The organism is Stenotrophomonas sp. CASM114 (genome assembly GCF_049384325.1).
GTDB classification, from domain to species: Bacteria; Pseudomonadota; Gammaproteobacteria; order Xanthomonadales; family Xanthomonadaceae; genus Stenotrophomonas; species Stenotrophomonas muris.
Genome location: NZ_JBMRGJ010000011.1, coordinates 89,642 through 103,781 on the forward strand (window position 1 = coordinate 89,642; position 14,140 = coordinate 103,781).

Genomic DNA, 14,140 nt, shown 5'->3' on the forward strand with positions numbered 1-14,140 from the left:
CAGACCCGTCCCACCCGCTGCCAGCAGCAGGGATATACCAAGTGCTCTATTCAAACCGTTGCACGTCGACCACTTTCCGTTGTGATGGGCAGACCCCTTTGACAGCCATCAGCCACCGACGGATTGATGACCATATGACCCTTCAGAGCTGAGCCGACTCTCGATCACCGATCTGACATAGGCAGCCCTCGCTGTGCCAGACCCGGAGTACTCAGCCAGGAGCTCCATCGCCTCAGACCTCATCTCAGCACCGCCAGTGGCCACGAACACAGAAAATGCTGGCTCCAAGTAGCCAGGTGCCTCACAGATGAACCGCTTGCGTTCATCAAGCGGGAAATCGATGGCGTAGTCCGCCCACTCGATGTAGCGCTTCCAGAAAGCTGGCGCCGCGCGCTGCTGATCCTGCTGATCCTGCTGATCCTCCATCCGCATCAGCAGGGATAGCTGATCAGCGCACGCATCCACAACGTCCCCAGGCAAGTCCAATGCGGCGACGCGCCCGGGATCAACGGCCTGCCAACAGAACACCATGAAGTCGGCGACGAACGCCGCATCGCTTCGTTCAAGCATCAAGCGCTGATACATCGCAAGCGCTTCCGCGACATCCACTGGCTCTTCGAGGCTGGCATTCTGCACATTGCCCTTGTCGTCACCAGAATCCTTCTTCGCCACCTCATGCATAGCAGACCACGCTCTCGATCTGCGGAGATATCAGCTCGCCACCATCCCAACGAATGATCTCCAGCTCCAGTAGCCGGTCGTTTGCGTCCGCATGAAGAATCGGCGTGAGTTCAGCACCATCTGCGTCCTGCATCTGCAGCTCGACGGGATATGCGTGCTGCCCTAGATACGGCGGACGCTCATATCCAGAAATGACGAATCCCACCCGAGCTCCACCCAGACTGGTTTCCACAGCGCTTGCGGAAGCCAGGTCGGCTTGAAGCTGCGAAGCAGAGGCCGCAGGCAGACAGACTGCCACAGCTTCAATCAGCGCTCTTTCAACGCTGGAAACGGTATGCATTGGGTTGCTCATTTCGTTCTGTTGCCAGCTTCCAAACTCAGCGACGCCATCTACCCTTCAAGGCATCTACAAAATATGACGACAGCAGAAAGGCTTGAAACACAAAAAAAGGGTAAAGAGCAATTCGAGCCGCGTTGCCAATCCCTCTGTAGTCAAGGATGACGTAGATCAGCACAAAGAACAGCACCCCTCCTATCTCATAAACTAACAAAGAACGCGTTGACGTCTACACTTCCTTTTCTCCAGTTCCTTCTGTGCTGCCGCAGTCGCCATCTGAGCTGATGCCTGGGCAGTCTGTGACATGGTGGCCTGCCCCAAGCTCTGCTTCGGAATAGCTGCTGCAGTTGACGCGGTCGCATGGGCCATATTTGGCACCCCGGGTGCAGAGGAGGCGACCATCCTTTGTAGATTCCCTTTGGCCGCAGCTCCCGCAAAATCACCAGCAGCCACACCAATTCCGCTCGCAACTAGACCGCCACCGACACTACCCGCCATCGCTGACGCAAGCTCCGCACCGGACGTGGGCTTTCCTTCCTAGGCATTCTGAGCAAGAACACTGCCCGCCCCCGTGAAGGCGTTGGTCACCGCTTGAATCGCGACAGCTCCTCCCACTGTAACTGTCCCTCGACCAATGGCACCGATCAACGCGCCTCCGACCCCGCCGCTCACAGCTCCGCGTTGTTGCCTGGCAGGCTGACATCGGTGACGGCAAACTCACTTGCACGCGACCATTGAATTGCTTAATTCATCCACGCATGGCGTGGATCTACCGGTACCCCTGCACCTGCTTCCTCAGCAGATGCGGCACGATCAGCCGATGCACCGGTGCGACCGGCAGCATGTACACACGCCCGAACGCGTTGTGCGTATGCACCACCGTCGCCACTTCCAGCACATCGCCCTGCCACTGCAGGGCCAGCTGCACACGCAGGTGGCGGTCGTCGTCTTCCAGCACGATGGCATCGTCATCCAGCGACTGCAGGGTGAAGATGCCCAGCCGTTGCCCCGGACGCGGCTGCGCGATGTCCTGTACCGCACGCAACGAGCCCAGGTGCTTCATGCCGAGCAGGCGCATGCCGCGATTGCGCAGTGCCATCAGCCCGTCGAACCAGCCGGGAATGGTCGCCGCCATGTCGCGATAGGCCTGCAAGGCCGAGCGCCCATCGCGACGGGTCGTCGCCTGGCAGGCGTGCACGAAGTCGGCACCGGCCAGCTGTGGGCGCAGGACGCTGCCCGCGCCCGGCGGGCCGGTCACCACCTGCGCACGGTTCACGGCTTGGGCCCCTGCCCCTCGTTGTCTTCCCAATGCAGGATGCGGCGGGTGACGAAGCGGTAGACCGGCTTGCCGGTGGCGAACCACAGCTCGCGCACCCAGGAGGTGCGCTTGAGCACCCGCTTTTCCACCGGGGTGAGCGACTCGCGGCAGTACATGCGCTTGTGCTTGAGCAGGTGGCGCAGGTCCTCACGGGCCAGCAGGCGCATCCAGCGCGAGCGCGGGTTGCCGATCACCGCCAGCTGGAAGTCGATCAGCGCCGGGCGGCCATCGTCGGTGACCAGCCAGTTGGCTTCCTTGGCCAGATCGTTGTGGGCCACGCCATTGCGATGCAGCTGCTGCAGCAGGCGACGCGCGGCGCGGAACCAGGCCAGGTCACCGCGAGGCGGACGCTGGTACATGGCGTCGCCGGCCATGAAGCTTCGGTCGAGATGACGTCCATCCCACGCCAGCAGCTGCGGCACATCGGCCATGCCGTGGATGTGGCGCAGTGCGCGTGCTTCACGGCGGGCCAGCCACCAGGCCGGCAGCCGCAACCACAGTGGTGTGGCGCCCAGATCACGGCGTACAAAGGAGCCGGCCGGCCCTTCCACAAGGAGGATGCGACCGAAGCTGTCGGCCTTCAGGGCGTGCGAGGGCGTGTCTGACGAATGCGGCATGTGCCCATTCTAGGCGATGGCGCCCGTTGCAAACGGTCACCAAGCGGCTGGGAACCAGTCACCTTCACGCCCCTATAATCGGGCAATGGACTCTTCATGGATCGACGCCACCCTCGCGTGGATTGCCGCTCACCCCGTGCTGGCGGGTGCCGTTATCTTCCTCATCGCCTTCTGCGATGCGGTGATCATTCTCGGCGCCATCGTGCCGGCCCTGCCGCTGCTGTTCGCGGTGGGCGTGTTCATCGGGCTGGGCCAGATCTCCGGGCCGTATGCGGTGGCGGCAGCCGCACTGGGCGCATTCGCCGGTGATGGCATCAGTTACTGGATCGGGCGCCGCTGGGGTGACCGCCTGCGTGGCGTGTGGCCCTTCAGCCGTTACCCGCAGCTGCTCGACCGCGGCGAAAACCTGTTCCGCCGCAATGCCTTCAAGAGCATCCTGGTAGCACGCTACGTGGGCGCGATCCGGCCGTTCGTGCCGGCCATCGCCGGCATGATGAAAATGCCGGCCAGCCGCTACATGCAGGCCAGTGGCATCGCCAGCATTTCGTGGGCGGTGCTGTTCCTGGCACCGGGCTGGGTGCTCGGCGAGGCCTACGACGCGGTGGCCGCCGTCGCAGGGCGCCTGGTGGTGGTGGTCGGCCTGCTGGCAGTGATCCTCGGCCTGGTCTGGGCCATCGTGCTGTACGGCTACCGCTGGTCGGCCGCGCGCATGGACAACTGGCTGGCGCGGCTGCTGGACTGGTCCAACCGGCACCCGACGCTGGGCCGCTACACCGTCGGTGTGCTGGACCCGAAGCGCCGCGAGTCGGTGCCGCTGGCGATGCTGGCGCTGATGCTGCTGGTGCTGGGCTGGGGCTGGTTCGCGCTGCTGACCGTGGTGGTCGCCCATGGCGAGCCGCTGGCGATCGACCTGCTGGTGCACCAGGCCATGCTGGCGCTGCGCAATCCGCTGGCCGATTACCCGATGGCCGCGCTGGCATCGCTGGGCGCCTGGCAGGTGTTGTTGCCGGCCACCGCTGCAGCGATGGGCTACCTGATCTGGCGCCGCCGCTGGATGGCAGCCGCGCACTGGCTGGCCGCGCTTGCCTTCGGCCTGGCGTTGACCATGCTGCTCGGCGCAACGGTGGATGTGGTGCGACCGGTCGATGCCAGCAGTGGCTTTGGCTTCCCGTCGGTGTCGGTGACCATGGCCACCATCACCTTCGGCTTCTTCGCGGTGCTGATCGCCCGCGAGATGCCTGGCCGCACCCGTGTCTGGCCGTACCTGGTGTCGGGCATCGTGGTCAGCCTGATCGGCTTCTCGCGCCTGTACCTGGGCGCGCACTGGCTGAGCGATGTGATCGGCGGCATGCTGTTCGGTACGTTCTGGCTGCTGGTGCTGGGCATCGCCTACCGCCGCCGCTTCAACCGCTCGTTCTGGGTGAAGCCGGTGGCGTGGCTGTTCTACGGTGTCTTCGCCGTGGCGGCGATGTGGTACGCGCCGCGCCACATTCCGGTGAAGCTGGAACGCTTCGAGCCGACCCTGCCGGCGGCGCAGGCGATGGACATGCAGGCCTGGTGGCAGCACGACTGGGCGACACTGCCGGCGCGCCGCAACGAGTTCGACGACGACCAGCGCTGGCCGCTGGACGTGCAGGTGGCGGGCCCGCTGGCCCCGCTGCAGGCGCAGCTGGAAGCACGCGGCTGGAAGCGGCAGGAACAGGCCGGCTGGCAGGAGGCGCTGCTGATGCTGGACAAGAACACGGGTGCCGACGAACTGCCGGTGCTGCCAGCCACGCTGGACACGCGCGTGGAAGCGCTGTTGATGGTGCGCCCGGGTACACACCGCGATGAGCGCTACGTACTGCGCCTGTGGCCAGCCCCTGCGCAGTTGCAACCGGGCAATACGCCGCTATGGCTGGGCAGTGCGCAGACCCTGCGCTACGAGCGTCATTTCGAGTGGATCGGCATGTGGCACCCGCTGCGTGGCGTCGACCCGGCGCTCAACGCAGTGAAGGAAGCCGTGCAGGACCTGCCGCAGCGCGAGGACGTGCACAGCGAAACCGGGTTGCCGGTGCTGCGGTTGAAGACCACAACGCCCTGACCGGCACCGGTGCGCGATCACCCACTGTAGAGCCGAGCCCATGCTCGGCTGCTCTTCGCGGGAACCATCAAGCCGAGCACAGGCTCGGCTCTACAGTAGATCCCACGCCGTGCGTGGATGGCATTCCACGCATGCCCCAGCGTGTGCACCAAGGTGCACACCCACCCAAGGCAGGCTGCTACGGCATCCAGCCCAGCAACTGCTGCAATCGCTGGTGCGGGTCGTCCATCTGCAGCAGCTGCAGGCGCTGCTGCTCGCTCAGCGGCAACAGCTCGGCCAGCCGCCAGCCGACCCAGCTGGCCTGGTCCAGCAACGCCGGGTTGGACGGCGCATAGGCCTCGCCGGCCTGTTCGATGATGTGCCCCAGCACCGTGGCCAGCAGCGCGTGCTGTGGTCGCAGTTCGTCGTCCGGGTCTTCCTCGCACCAGCGCACGTCGGCCACCACCAGGCCGTTGTCGCGCACGCGGGTACGCTCGACATGGAAGCGACGGGTGCCGCGCAGGCGAAGCTGCAGCACGCCATCGGCACCGACATCGAAGTCTTCGATGCGCACCTGCACACCATAGGCCGCCGGCGTCGCCGGTGCGCCGACTTCCTCGCCATCGAGGATCAGGCAGACACCGAACCCCTCACCACTGCGGCCGCTGTCGCGGACCAGGTCCAGATAGCGGCGCTCGAAAACACGCAGGCCCACCGCCGCACCCGGCACCAGCGTGGTGTGCAGCGGAAACAGCGGCAGCGGGCTGTCGACGCTCATCGGGCCTGCAACGCGGCGAGGAAGCGGCGCGGGGCGCCGTCGAAGCCACCGTTGGACATGAACACCACGTGGTCGCCGCTGCGCACGCTGGACTGCAGCTGCGCCAGCAGTGCGTCGGTATCCGGCACCGCGTGGGCGTCACCACGTACCGCAGCGATCACCGCAGCGGCATCCCAGGCCAGTTCCGGGCGATGCAGGAACACCACTTCATCGGCCAGCGCCAGCGACGGTGCCAGTGCCTGCGCATGTGCGCCCAACCGCATCGAGTTGCTGCGCGGTTCCATCGCAACCACGATGCGCGCATCGCCGACCCTGGCACGCAGGCCTTCCAGCGTGGTGGCGATCGCGGTGGGGTGATGGGCGAAATCATCGTAGACGGTGATGCCGCCATGGCTGCCGATCACTTCCATGCGGCGCTTGACGCTGCGGAAGCGCGCCAGCGCCGGGATCACCGTGGCCGGCGCCACGCCCACTGCATGCGCAGCGGCCAGCGCGGCCAGCCCGTTGAGCACGTTGTGGCGGCCCAGCAGCGACCACTGCACGTCGCCCAGCGCCTGCCCACGATGGTGCACGCGGAACGCGCTGCCATCGGCGGCCAGCAGCTCGGCATGCCACTCCAGCGACGGATCGAAACCAAACCGCTCGACCGGGGTCCAGCAGCCCATCGCCAGCACTTCGGCCAGGTGCTGATCCTCGCCGTTGACGATCAGGCGGCCACGCGCCGGCACCGTGCGCACCAGGTGATGGAACTGGCGCTGGATCGCCGCCACGTCCGGGAAGATGTCGGCGTGGTCGTATTCAAGATTGTTGAGGATGGCCACCAGCGGCCGGTAGTGCACGAACTTGCTGCGCTTGTCGAAGAAGGCCGTGTCGTACTCATCGGCTTCGACCACGAACTCGCGGCCCTGGCCCAGGCGCGCGGAGACTCCGAAATCCTCGGCGACACCGCCGATCAGGAAGCCCGGCGAGCGCCCTGCACTTTCCAGCAGCCAGGTCAGGATGGTGGTGGTGGTGGTCTTGCCATGGGTACCGGCCACGGCCAGCGTGTCGCGGCTCGGCAGCACCTGCTCGGACAGCCACTGCGCGCCGGATATATAGCGCTGGCCGGCATCGAGCACGGCTTCCACGGCGGCATTGCCGCGCGACAGCGCGTTGCCGATCACTACCTCGTCGGTGCCGGCCGGCACGCTGTCGGCACGGTAGCCCTGGTCCAGGGTGATGCCCAGCTGTTCGAGCTGGGTCGACATCGGCGGGTAGATGGCCTGGTCGCTGCCGCTGACGGAATGCCCGAGTTCCCGCGCCAGGGCGGCCACGCCGCCCATGAAGGTGCCGGCAATTGCAAGGATATGTACGCTGCTCATGACCGAGGATTGTGACCGATGACGGCTGTATAGGGCCAATGTCCGCTATCGGGTAAGACAACCCCTACACGGGATGTGAGAAAACTCCAATCAGCTGTCAGGGAATTCCCGATAGCGATGTTCTGTGAACCCGGACACAATTCGAACTGCCAGCCGCAGTACCCGAACCGGTCCTACTCCCCAAGAGGCCATCCCCAAGGGAGCTCATGCTGCGGGGCCCTGAGCAAGCCCTTCGCTGGCGCCTGTCAAACGACACAGGCCTGATCCTCGCGGACCAGGCCTGTGTTTTTTTGCGCCCGGGGAGCCGGCAATTCGCGCCGGCCCGGCCGGATCAGGCCTTGATCGCCGCCAGGATGCGGGCTTCGATCTCGTCCAGCTCACCGACGCCATCGACGCGGGCCAGGGTGCCACGGCCGGCGTAGAAATCGACCACCGGGGCGGTCTGCTCGTTGTAGACCTGCAGGCGCTGGCGCACCGCTTCCGGATTGTCATCGGCGCGGCCCTGCTCCTTGGCACGACCAGCGATGCGATCCACCAGCAGCTCGGTGGCCACGTCCAGCTGCACCACGGCGTCCAGCGGCTGGCCGATCTTGGCCAGCAGGCCATCCATCGCATTGGCCTGGGCCACGTTGCGCGGGTAGCCATCGAGGATGAAGCCCTTGGCGACATCAGCCTGGGTCAGGCGCGACTCCAGCATGCCCAGCAGGATGTCGTCCGACACCAGGTTGCCGGCATCCATCACCGTCTTGGCCTGCTTGCCCAGCTCGGTGCCGGCGGCGATTTCCGCGCGCAGCATGTCACCGGTCGAAATGTGGGCGATGCCCAGCTTTTCCTTCAGGCGCGTCGCCTGTGTCCCCTTGCCCGAACCGGGCGGTCCCAACAGAACCAATCGCATTGACCTGACTCCAACGTGTTGAAAACAAAGAAGGTTCGCGTCCCGGACGGTCCGGTATCGCTGCACCGCAATAGCGCCACTTTACCGCATCCGGGTAATGTCCCTGCAATGTCCCCTCCCCCGAGCAGGTAGAAGCATGCGCAACGGTACTCTCCTTTATGCCCAGTCCGGCGGTGTCACCGCCGTCATCAACGCCACGGCGGCGGCGGTGATCGAGCAGGCGCGGGCCAAGGGCATCAAGGTCCTGGCCGCCCGCAACGGCATCCTCGGCGCCCTGCGCGAGGAGCTGATCGACACCAGCAAGGAGAGTGCCGCGGCCATCCGCGCGCTGGCCCATACCCCGGGCGGTGCCTTCGGCTCGTGCCGGGTCAAGCTGAAATCGCTGGACGCCGACCGTGCCCGCTACGACCGCCTGCTGGAGGTGCTGCGCGCGCACGACGTGCGCTGGTTCCTCTACAACGGCGGCAACGACTCGGCCGATACCGCGCTGAAGGTCTCGCAGCTGGCCAAGGCCTCCGGCTACGACCTGACCTGCATTGGCGTGCCCAAGACCATCGACAACGATCTGGCGGTGACCGACACCTGCCCCGGCTTCGGCTCGGCGGCCAAGTACACCGCCGTCTCGGTGCGCGAGGCGGCGCTGGACGTTGCGGCGATGGCCGAGACCTCCACCCGCGTCTTCATCTACGAGGCGATGGGCCGCCACGCCGGCTGGCTGGCCGCGGCCGCCGGCCTGGCTGGCAACGGTGATGACGAAGCACCGCACATCATCCTGCTGCCCGAGCGCGCCTACGACGAGGCCGCGTTCCTGGCCAAGGTGAAGGCCGTGGTCGAGCGCGTCGGCTACTGCGTGGTGGTGGCGTCGGAAGGTATCGCGACCGCAGATGGCCGCTTCGTCGCCGACGCAGGCGGCGGCAAGGACTCGTTCGGTCACTCGCAGCTGGGCGGCGTGGCCGCGCACCTTGCTGCACGGGTCAAGGACCAGCTGGGCCTGAAGGTGCACTGGGCGCTGCCCGACTACCTGCAGCGCTCGGCCCGCCACCTGGCCAGCAGGACCGACTGGGAGCAGGCACAGGCGGTCGGCAAGGCCGCCGTGCAGCTGGCACTGAAGGGCCAGAACGGCGTGATGCCGGTGATCGTGCGCAGCAGCGATGCGCCCTATCGCTGGAAGATCGAAGCGGCCCCGCTGTCGAAGATCGCCAACCACGAGAAGAAGATGCCAGCCGGCTTCATCCGCCGCGATGGCTTCGGCATCACCGCCAAGGCGCGCGCCTACCTGTCGCCGCTGATCAAGGGCGAAGCGCCGCTTCCCTATGGCACCGACGGCCTGCCGAAGTACGTGACACTGAAGAACGTGGCGGTGAAGCAGAAGCTGCCGGCCTTCGAGGGCTGACCTGAAAAAGGGGACGGAGGGGATTAAGTCGCATACGCCCCTCTGTCATCTCCAACAGCATCAGCAGTGGGTCGGATACGACTTAATCCCCTCCGTCCCCTTTTCATGGAGGTCATCATGGCACTGCGTGTTGTTCGTCTCGGCAGCCCGCGCCAACCCGGTGAAGGCCTGCGCATCGGCACCGTGCGGCGACCACCGCGCGGCGTGCCCCGCAGCGAATGCGCGAAACGGGACTGGTACGACGTCTGGTTCCCGACTCTGTCACCCAGCGCGGAGCTGGTGAAGCAGGCCCATGAGGCGAAGACCGCCGCCGACTGGACTGCGTTCTTCCGCCACTACAAGGCCGAGATGAAAGCGCCCGATGCCGCGCACGCGCTGGACCTGCTGGCCGCGATGTCGCAGCACAGCGACCTCAGCGTGGGCTGCTACTGCGAGGACGAAGCGCACTGCCATCGCAGGGCGTTGCGCGAGCTGCTGGTGGCGCGCGGGGCGACGCTGGCGGAGTGAGATCAGCCGGATGCCGGCCAGCGGCCGGCACTACCACCCGTGGACGACTGCGTGGGCGCAGCGCACGCATCATCTCAGTTGCAGGCCTTGCCTTCCATCTGCAGCTGCGCGGCGAACATCGTCACCTGCGGAATCTGGCCGGCTGCCGCCTGCTTCTTGGCCTCTTCCAGATAGATGCGCGACTGGCCCTGCCCATCCAGCTCGATCTTGTTGCTCGACGGCAGGCGCCACACCCGCACCACCGCCTGCTGCGCCGGGCATGCCGCGTTGGGCACGCGGATCACATCGTTGAGCTTCCAGCCCTTGTCGGCACTCGGCTGTGCCTTGGTGTAGTCGACGAAGCGCGCACGTGGCTGGCACTGCTCGCTGGTACGCACGGCGGAGAAGCGGTACGGGGCGGCGGCATCGCCGGTGAACGCACCTTCCAGGCGCGCGCAGGCCTCGGGGATCTGCCGCAGCGTATGCACCGCACCCACCGCCTGGGGGGCACCCACGGCACGCTGCAGCTCCGGGGTTTCCGCAGCGAGTGCCGGCACGGCCGGGGCCAGGGCGGCGAGCATCAACAGGGACAGGCGCATGGGGGATCTCCATCGGGACTCCGCGCAGGCTTGCAGAGACTGGCTTAACGGGGTGCAAAGGCCGGTGGCTCGCAAATCAGGCCCTTGCCTGGCGGCGGGTCCGCGCGCATGTCGACGCGTTCATTGGCAGGGCGCCCACGGGTCATGCGGCGCGGCTCCCACGGGCCGGTCGAGCATGGCTCGACTCTACAAAGAGCGGCACGCATACTGCAGGCACCAGGGAATGCTGAACACCGCCATACGTCGGACGACCACCAAGGTCGGTACGGGTTGGTTCCAGGCTGCAGCCCGTCGTCCCCCTCGTGGTGCCGTTCATCGCCACTGGATGCCTACATCCATTCTGCGGAGGGGTCTAATGCTGGAACGTCACGGGCTGTCACTGGCGCTGGGCTGCGCCATTCTCGCGATCCTGTTCGGAATCGTCTCGGCGCGCTGGATCCTGCGCCAACCCACCGGCAATGAGCGCATGGTTGCGATCGCCACCGCGATCCAGGAAGGTGCGCGTGCCTACCTCAACCGTCAGTACCTGACCATCGGCATCGCTGGCGTGGTGCTGTTCGTGCTGGTCGGGGTGTTCCTCAGCTGGTACACCGCGATTGGTTTCGCGGTCGGTGCGGTGCTGTCCGGCGCCGCCGGCTACATCGGCATGAACGTGTCGGTGCGCGCCAACGTGCGCACCGCGGAGGCGGCGCGCCAGGGCATCAGCGCGGCGATGGACGTCGCCTTCCGCGGCGGCGCGATCACCGGCATGCTGGTGGTCGGGCTGGGCCTGCTGGGCGTGGCAGGCTACTACGCACTGCTGCTGCGCATGGGCCTGCCGATGGAGCAGGCGCTGCACGCGCTGGTCGGGCTGGCGTTCGGTTCGTCGCTGATCTCGATCTTCGCGCGGTTGGGCGGCGGCATCTTCACCAAAGGAGCCGACGTCGGCGCCGATCTGGTCGGCAAGGTCGAAGCCGGCATTCCCGAAGATGATCCGCGCAACCCGGCGGTGATCGCCGACAACGTCGGTGACAACGTCGGTGACTGCGCCGGCATGGCCGCCGACCTGTTCGAGACCTACGCGGTGACCGTGATCGCCACCATGCTGCTGGGCAGCCTGATGCTGGCCGAGGCCGGCGCCAACGCGGTGCTTTACCCGCTGGTGCTGGGCGGCGTATCGATCATCGCCTCGATCATCGGTGCGCTGTTCGTCAAGGTGAAGCCGGGCGGCTCGATCATGGGGGCGCTGTACAAGGGCGTGATCGTCTCCGGCGTGCTGGCGGCGATTGCGTTCTATCCGATCACCACCGGGCTGATGTCCGACAACGTGCATGGGCCGATGGCGCTGTATGGCTGCGCGTTGATCGGGTTGGTGCTGACCGGCCTGATCGTCTGGATCACCGAGTACTACACCGGCACCCAGTACAAGCCGGTGCAACACGTGGCGCAGGCCTCGACCACCGGCCATGGCACCAACATCATCGCCGGCCTTGGCATTTCGATGAAGTCCACCGCGCTGCCGGTGGTGGCGGTGTGTGCGGCGATCTGGGGAGCCTTCGCGCTGGGCGGCCTGTACGGCATCGCCATCGCCGCTACTGCGATGCTGTCGATGGCCGGCATGATCGTCGCCCTCGATGCCTACGGCCCGATCACCGACAACGCCGGTGGCATCGCTGAAATGGCCGAGCTGCCTTCCGAGATCCGCGACATCACCGATCCGCTGGATGCGGTGGGCAACACCACCAAGGCAGTGACCAAGGGCTATGCGATCGGATCGGCGGCGCTGGCCGCACTGGTGCTGTTCGCCGACTACACCCACAACCTGCAGGCGGCCAATCCCGGCCAGGAGTTCCGCTTCGATCTCAGCGACCACACGGTGATCATCGGCCTGCTGATCGGCGGCCTGATTCCCTACCTGTTCGGTGCGATGGCGATGGAAGCGGTCGGCCGCGCCGCCGGTGCGGTGGTGGAGGAAGTGCGCCGCCAGTTCCGCGAGATCCCCGGCATCATGCAGGGCACCGGCAAGCCGCAGTACGACAAGGCGGTGGACATGCTGACCCGCTCGGCGATCCGCGAAATGATCGTGCCTTCACTGCTGCCGGTGGCGGTGCCGGTGGTGGTCGGCTTGCTGCTGGGGCCACGCGCGCTGGGCGGCCTGCTGATCGGCACCATCGTGACCGGCCTGTTCGTGGCCATTTCGATGACCACCGGCGGCGGTGCCTGGGACAACGCCAAGAAGTACATCGAGGATGGCCACTTCGGCGGCAAGGGCAGCGAAGCGCACAAGGCTGCGGTGACCGGCGATACCGTCGGTGACCCGTACAAGGACACCGCCGGCCCGGCGATCAATCCGCTGATCAAGATCATCAACATCGTGGCGCTGCTGCTGGTGCCGCTGCTGTAGATCCGCGCCATGCGTGGATGACGGCCTCGATGGGGTCAGAGCCCTTTCCTGCGGAAAGGGATCCGACCCCACCGTCAATCACCGCCCACGCAGGAAGAACGACACCGGCACCATCACCTGCACCGGGTCGCCAGCCACCTCGGCCGGCGGCGCCGGGACCGGGCTGGCCCGCTGCACGGTGTCCAGCGTCTCCTGGTCAAGCAACGCGAAGCCGCTGCTGCGACCCAGCACCACCGCCGAAACCACACCGTCGCGGGCCATGGCAAAGCGCACGTAGACCACGCCCTGCTGGCGCAGCCGCTCGGCCTGGCGTGGATAGCGCCGGTGCTTCTGCAGGTGCCCGAGCAGGCGTCCTTCCCAGGTCGCCTCGGCACGACTGCGCTCACCCGCCGTGGTCTGCGGCGCGGTGTAGCGTGCGGCAGCGTCGGCGGCCACCTGCGGCGGTGCGCTGGTCTGCGCGACGTTGGCATCGGCGCTGTCCGGCGCGGGCGCTGGTTCCGGCGCTTCTGGCGGAGGCAGCTCACCCTGCGGCTGCACGGGTGCCTTGGGTTGCTCACGCACGGCTGGCGCTGGCGCCTGCTGCCGCTGCTGTTGCTGCTGCAGCGGCCCGGTGGCGACCTCGCGCGGCGGCGCCGGCGGTGCCTGCGCCATCGGCGCCAGCTCCAGCGTCAGCGCTGCCGGGGGAGCCGTTGCAGCCTGCACCGATGCGCGCGCCACCCACCAGCAGGCCGCGCCGATCAACAGCGCGTGCACCAGCAGTACGATCGCCAGGCTGGTCGCCCAGCGCCGCAGTCCGCTCATTGCGTGCGCTGCTCCAGGCTGACCAGTGCCACCTTCAGGTAGCCCGCCGCACGCAGCGCATCCAGGGTGGCCATCAGTTCGCCGTAGGGCACGCGGGTGTCGGCGCGCAGGAAGATGCGTTGCGCGGTATCACTGTGGGTGGCCACCTGCAATGCAGCCGCCAGCCCGTCACGCGCCACCGCCTGCTCGCCGACGCGCAGCGACAGGTCGGCCTGCACGGTCACGTACACCGGTGCCTGTTCCGGCGGCGCGGCATTGGCGCTGCTGGCCGGCAGCTGCACCGGCACCGACACCGTGGCCAGCGGTGCGGCCACCATGAAGATGATCAACAGCACCAGCATCACGTCGATGAAGGGCGTGACATTGATCTCGTGCGCTTCTTCGGGGGCATCGTCGCGGTCGGACGCGGTCCTGATCGCCATCGTCGCG

At 66.7% G+C, this 14,140-nt stretch carries 14 protein-coding genes; 4 read left to right on the top strand and 10 right to left on the bottom strand.

Features of this window, described 5'->3' with window-relative positions; all coding sequences use genetic code 11:
* Positions 1-108 precede the first annotated feature (108 nt).
* The 4 genes from VG566_RS12580 to VG566_RS12595 all read right to left on the bottom strand — a co-directional run bounded on the left by VG566_RS12580 (position 109) and on the right by VG566_RS12595 (position 2,953).
* Positions 109-672: a hypothetical protein gene (locus VG566_RS12580; protein ID WP_032956033.1), complete on the bottom strand. Its 564-nt coding sequence runs from the start codon at positions 670-672 to the stop codon at positions 109-111.
* A gap of 1 nt (position 673) precedes the next feature.
* Complete coding sequence (locus VG566_RS12585; protein ID WP_032956031.1) at positions 674-1,021, bottom strand: DUF6984 family protein; 348 nt, start codon at positions 1,019-1,021, stop codon at positions 674-676.
* A 766-nt stretch (positions 1,022-1,787) separates the two neighbouring features.
* Positions 1,788-2,294 carry a DUF2867 domain-containing protein gene (locus VG566_RS12590; protein ID WP_241884234.1) on the bottom strand — a complete coding sequence of 169 codons (507 nt, stop codon included), beginning with the start codon at positions 2,292-2,294 and terminating at the stop codon, positions 1,788-1,790.
* Positions 2,291-2,953 (bottom strand): serine/threonine-protein kinase, encoded by a 663-nt coding sequence (locus tag VG566_RS12595; protein ID WP_014648307.1) that lies wholly within the window; start codon positions 2,951-2,953, stop codon positions 2,291-2,293. Before VG566_RS12595 ends, VG566_RS12590 begins: the two co-directional genes overlap by 4 nt.
* 85 nt (positions 2,954-3,038) lie before the next feature.
* On the opposite strand from VG566_RS12595, the gene VG566_RS12600 reads away from it, so the two are divergent.
* Positions 3,039-5,036 (top strand): bifunctional DedA family/phosphatase PAP2 family protein, encoded by a 1,998-nt coding sequence (locus tag VG566_RS12600; RefSeq protein WP_241884232.1) that lies wholly within the window; start codon positions 3,039-3,041, stop codon positions 5,034-5,036.
* A gap of 178 nt (positions 5,037-5,214) precedes the next feature.
* Here VG566_RS12600 and VG566_RS12605 read toward each other — a convergent pair whose 3' ends face one another.
* The 3 genes from VG566_RS12605 to VG566_RS12615 form a co-directional block, all read right to left on the bottom strand.
* Positions 5,215-5,793: an LON peptidase substrate-binding domain-containing protein gene (locus VG566_RS12605; RefSeq protein WP_032956024.1), complete on the bottom strand. Its 579-nt coding sequence runs from the start codon at positions 5,791-5,793 to the stop codon at positions 5,215-5,217.
* Positions 5,790-7,154, bottom strand: a complete 1,365-nt coding sequence (gene mpl, locus VG566_RS12610) for a UDP-N-acetylmuramate:L-alanyl-gamma-D-glutamyl-meso-diaminopimelate ligase (RefSeq protein WP_241884230.1) — start codon at positions 7,152-7,154, stop codon at positions 5,790-5,792. The genes VG566_RS12605 and mpl overlap by 4 nt, the downstream gene beginning before the upstream one ends.
* A gap of 331 nt (positions 7,155-7,485) precedes the next feature.
* Positions 7,486-8,049, bottom strand: coding sequence for an adenylate kinase (locus VG566_RS12615; RefSeq protein ID WP_032956019.1), 564 nt, complete (start codon positions 8,047-8,049; stop codon positions 7,486-7,488).
* Between the two features lie 136 nt (positions 8,050-8,185).
* Here VG566_RS12615 and VG566_RS12620 point away from each other — a divergent pair, with 136 nt between their 5' ends.
* The gene (locus VG566_RS12620) at positions 8,186-9,442 is read left to right on the top strand and encodes a 6-phosphofructokinase (RefSeq protein ID WP_014648312.1); all 1,257 of its coding nucleotides are present in this window, start codon (positions 8,186-8,188) and stop codon (positions 9,440-9,442) included.
* Positions 9,443-9,559: 117 nt separating this feature from the next.
* Positions 9,560-9,949, top strand: coding sequence for a DUF488 family protein (locus VG566_RS12625; protein WP_241884228.1), 390 nt, complete (start codon positions 9,560-9,562; stop codon positions 9,947-9,949).
* A gap of 74 nt (positions 9,950-10,023) precedes the next feature.
* Here VG566_RS12625 and VG566_RS12630 read toward each other — a convergent pair whose 3' ends face one another.
* Positions 10,024-10,527 carry a hypothetical protein gene (locus tag VG566_RS12630; protein WP_075076020.1) on the bottom strand — a complete coding sequence of 168 codons (504 nt, stop codon included), beginning with the start codon at positions 10,525-10,527 and terminating at the stop codon, positions 10,024-10,026.
* 355 nt (positions 10,528-10,882) lie between these two features.
* On the opposite strand from VG566_RS12630, the gene VG566_RS12635 reads away from it, so the two are divergent.
* Entirely contained in the window at positions 10,883-12,910 is a 2,028-nt protein-coding gene (locus VG566_RS12635) for a sodium-translocating pyrophosphatase (protein WP_032956016.1), read from the top strand.
* 78 nt (positions 12,911-12,988) lie between these two features.
* On the opposite strand, the gene VG566_RS12640 is transcribed toward VG566_RS12635, so the two are convergent.
* Together VG566_RS12640 and exbD are read right to left on the bottom strand one after the other, a co-directional pair.
* The gene (locus VG566_RS12640; protein WP_241884226.1) at positions 12,989-13,711 is read right to left on the bottom strand and encodes an energy transducer TonB; all 723 of its coding nucleotides are present in this window, start codon (positions 13,709-13,711) and stop codon (positions 12,989-12,991) included.
* Positions 13,708-14,133, bottom strand: coding sequence for a TonB system transport protein ExbD (gene exbD, locus VG566_RS12645; protein ID WP_100450570.1), 426 nt, complete (start codon positions 14,131-14,133; stop codon positions 13,708-13,710). Before exbD ends, VG566_RS12640 begins: the two co-directional genes overlap by 4 nt.
* Between the last annotated feature and the right edge of the window lie 7 nt (positions 14,134-14,140).

Coding starts and splice junctions, on each gene's coding strand:
- VG566_RS12600 (WP_241884232.1), top strand. CDS start 3,039: ATGGACTCTTCATGGATCGACGCCACCCTCGCGTGGATTGCCGCTCAC.
- VG566_RS12625 (WP_241884228.1), top strand. CDS start 9,560: ATGGCACTGCGTGTTGTTCGTCTCGGCAGCCCGCGCCAACCCGGTGAA.
- VG566_RS12605 (WP_032956024.1), bottom strand. CDS start 5,793: ATGAGCGTCGACAGCCCGCTGCCGCTGTTTCCGCTGCACACCACGCTG.
- VG566_RS12630 (WP_075076020.1), bottom strand. CDS start 10,527: ATGCGCCTGTCCCTGTTGATGCTCGCCGCCCTGGCCCCGGCCGTGCCG.
- VG566_RS12595 (WP_014648307.1), bottom strand. CDS start 2,953: ATGCCGCATTCGTCAGACACGCCCTCGCACGCCCTGAAGGCCGACAGC.
- VG566_RS12620 (WP_014648312.1), top strand. CDS start 8,186: ATGCGCAACGGTACTCTCCTTTATGCCCAGTCCGGCGGTGTCACCGCC.
- VG566_RS12640 (WP_241884226.1), bottom strand. CDS start 13,711: ATGAGCGGACTGCGGCGCTGGGCGACCAGCCTGGCGATCGTACTGCTG.
- exbD (WP_100450570.1), bottom strand. CDS start 14,133: ATGGCGATCAGGACCGCGTCCGACCGCGACGATGCCCCCGAAGAAGCG.
- VG566_RS12615 (WP_032956019.1), bottom strand. CDS start 8,049: ATGCGATTGGTTCTGTTGGGACCGCCCGGTTCGGGCAAGGGGACACAG.
- VG566_RS12585 (WP_032956031.1), bottom strand. CDS start 1,021: ATGCATACCGTTTCCAGCGTTGAAAGAGCGCTGATTGAAGCTGTGGCA.
- VG566_RS12635 (WP_032956016.1), top strand. CDS start 10,883: ATGCTGGAACGTCACGGGCTGTCACTGGCGCTGGGCTGCGCCATTCTC.
- mpl (WP_241884230.1), bottom strand. CDS start 7,154: ATGAGCAGCGTACATATCCTTGCAATTGCCGGCACCTTCATGGGCGGC.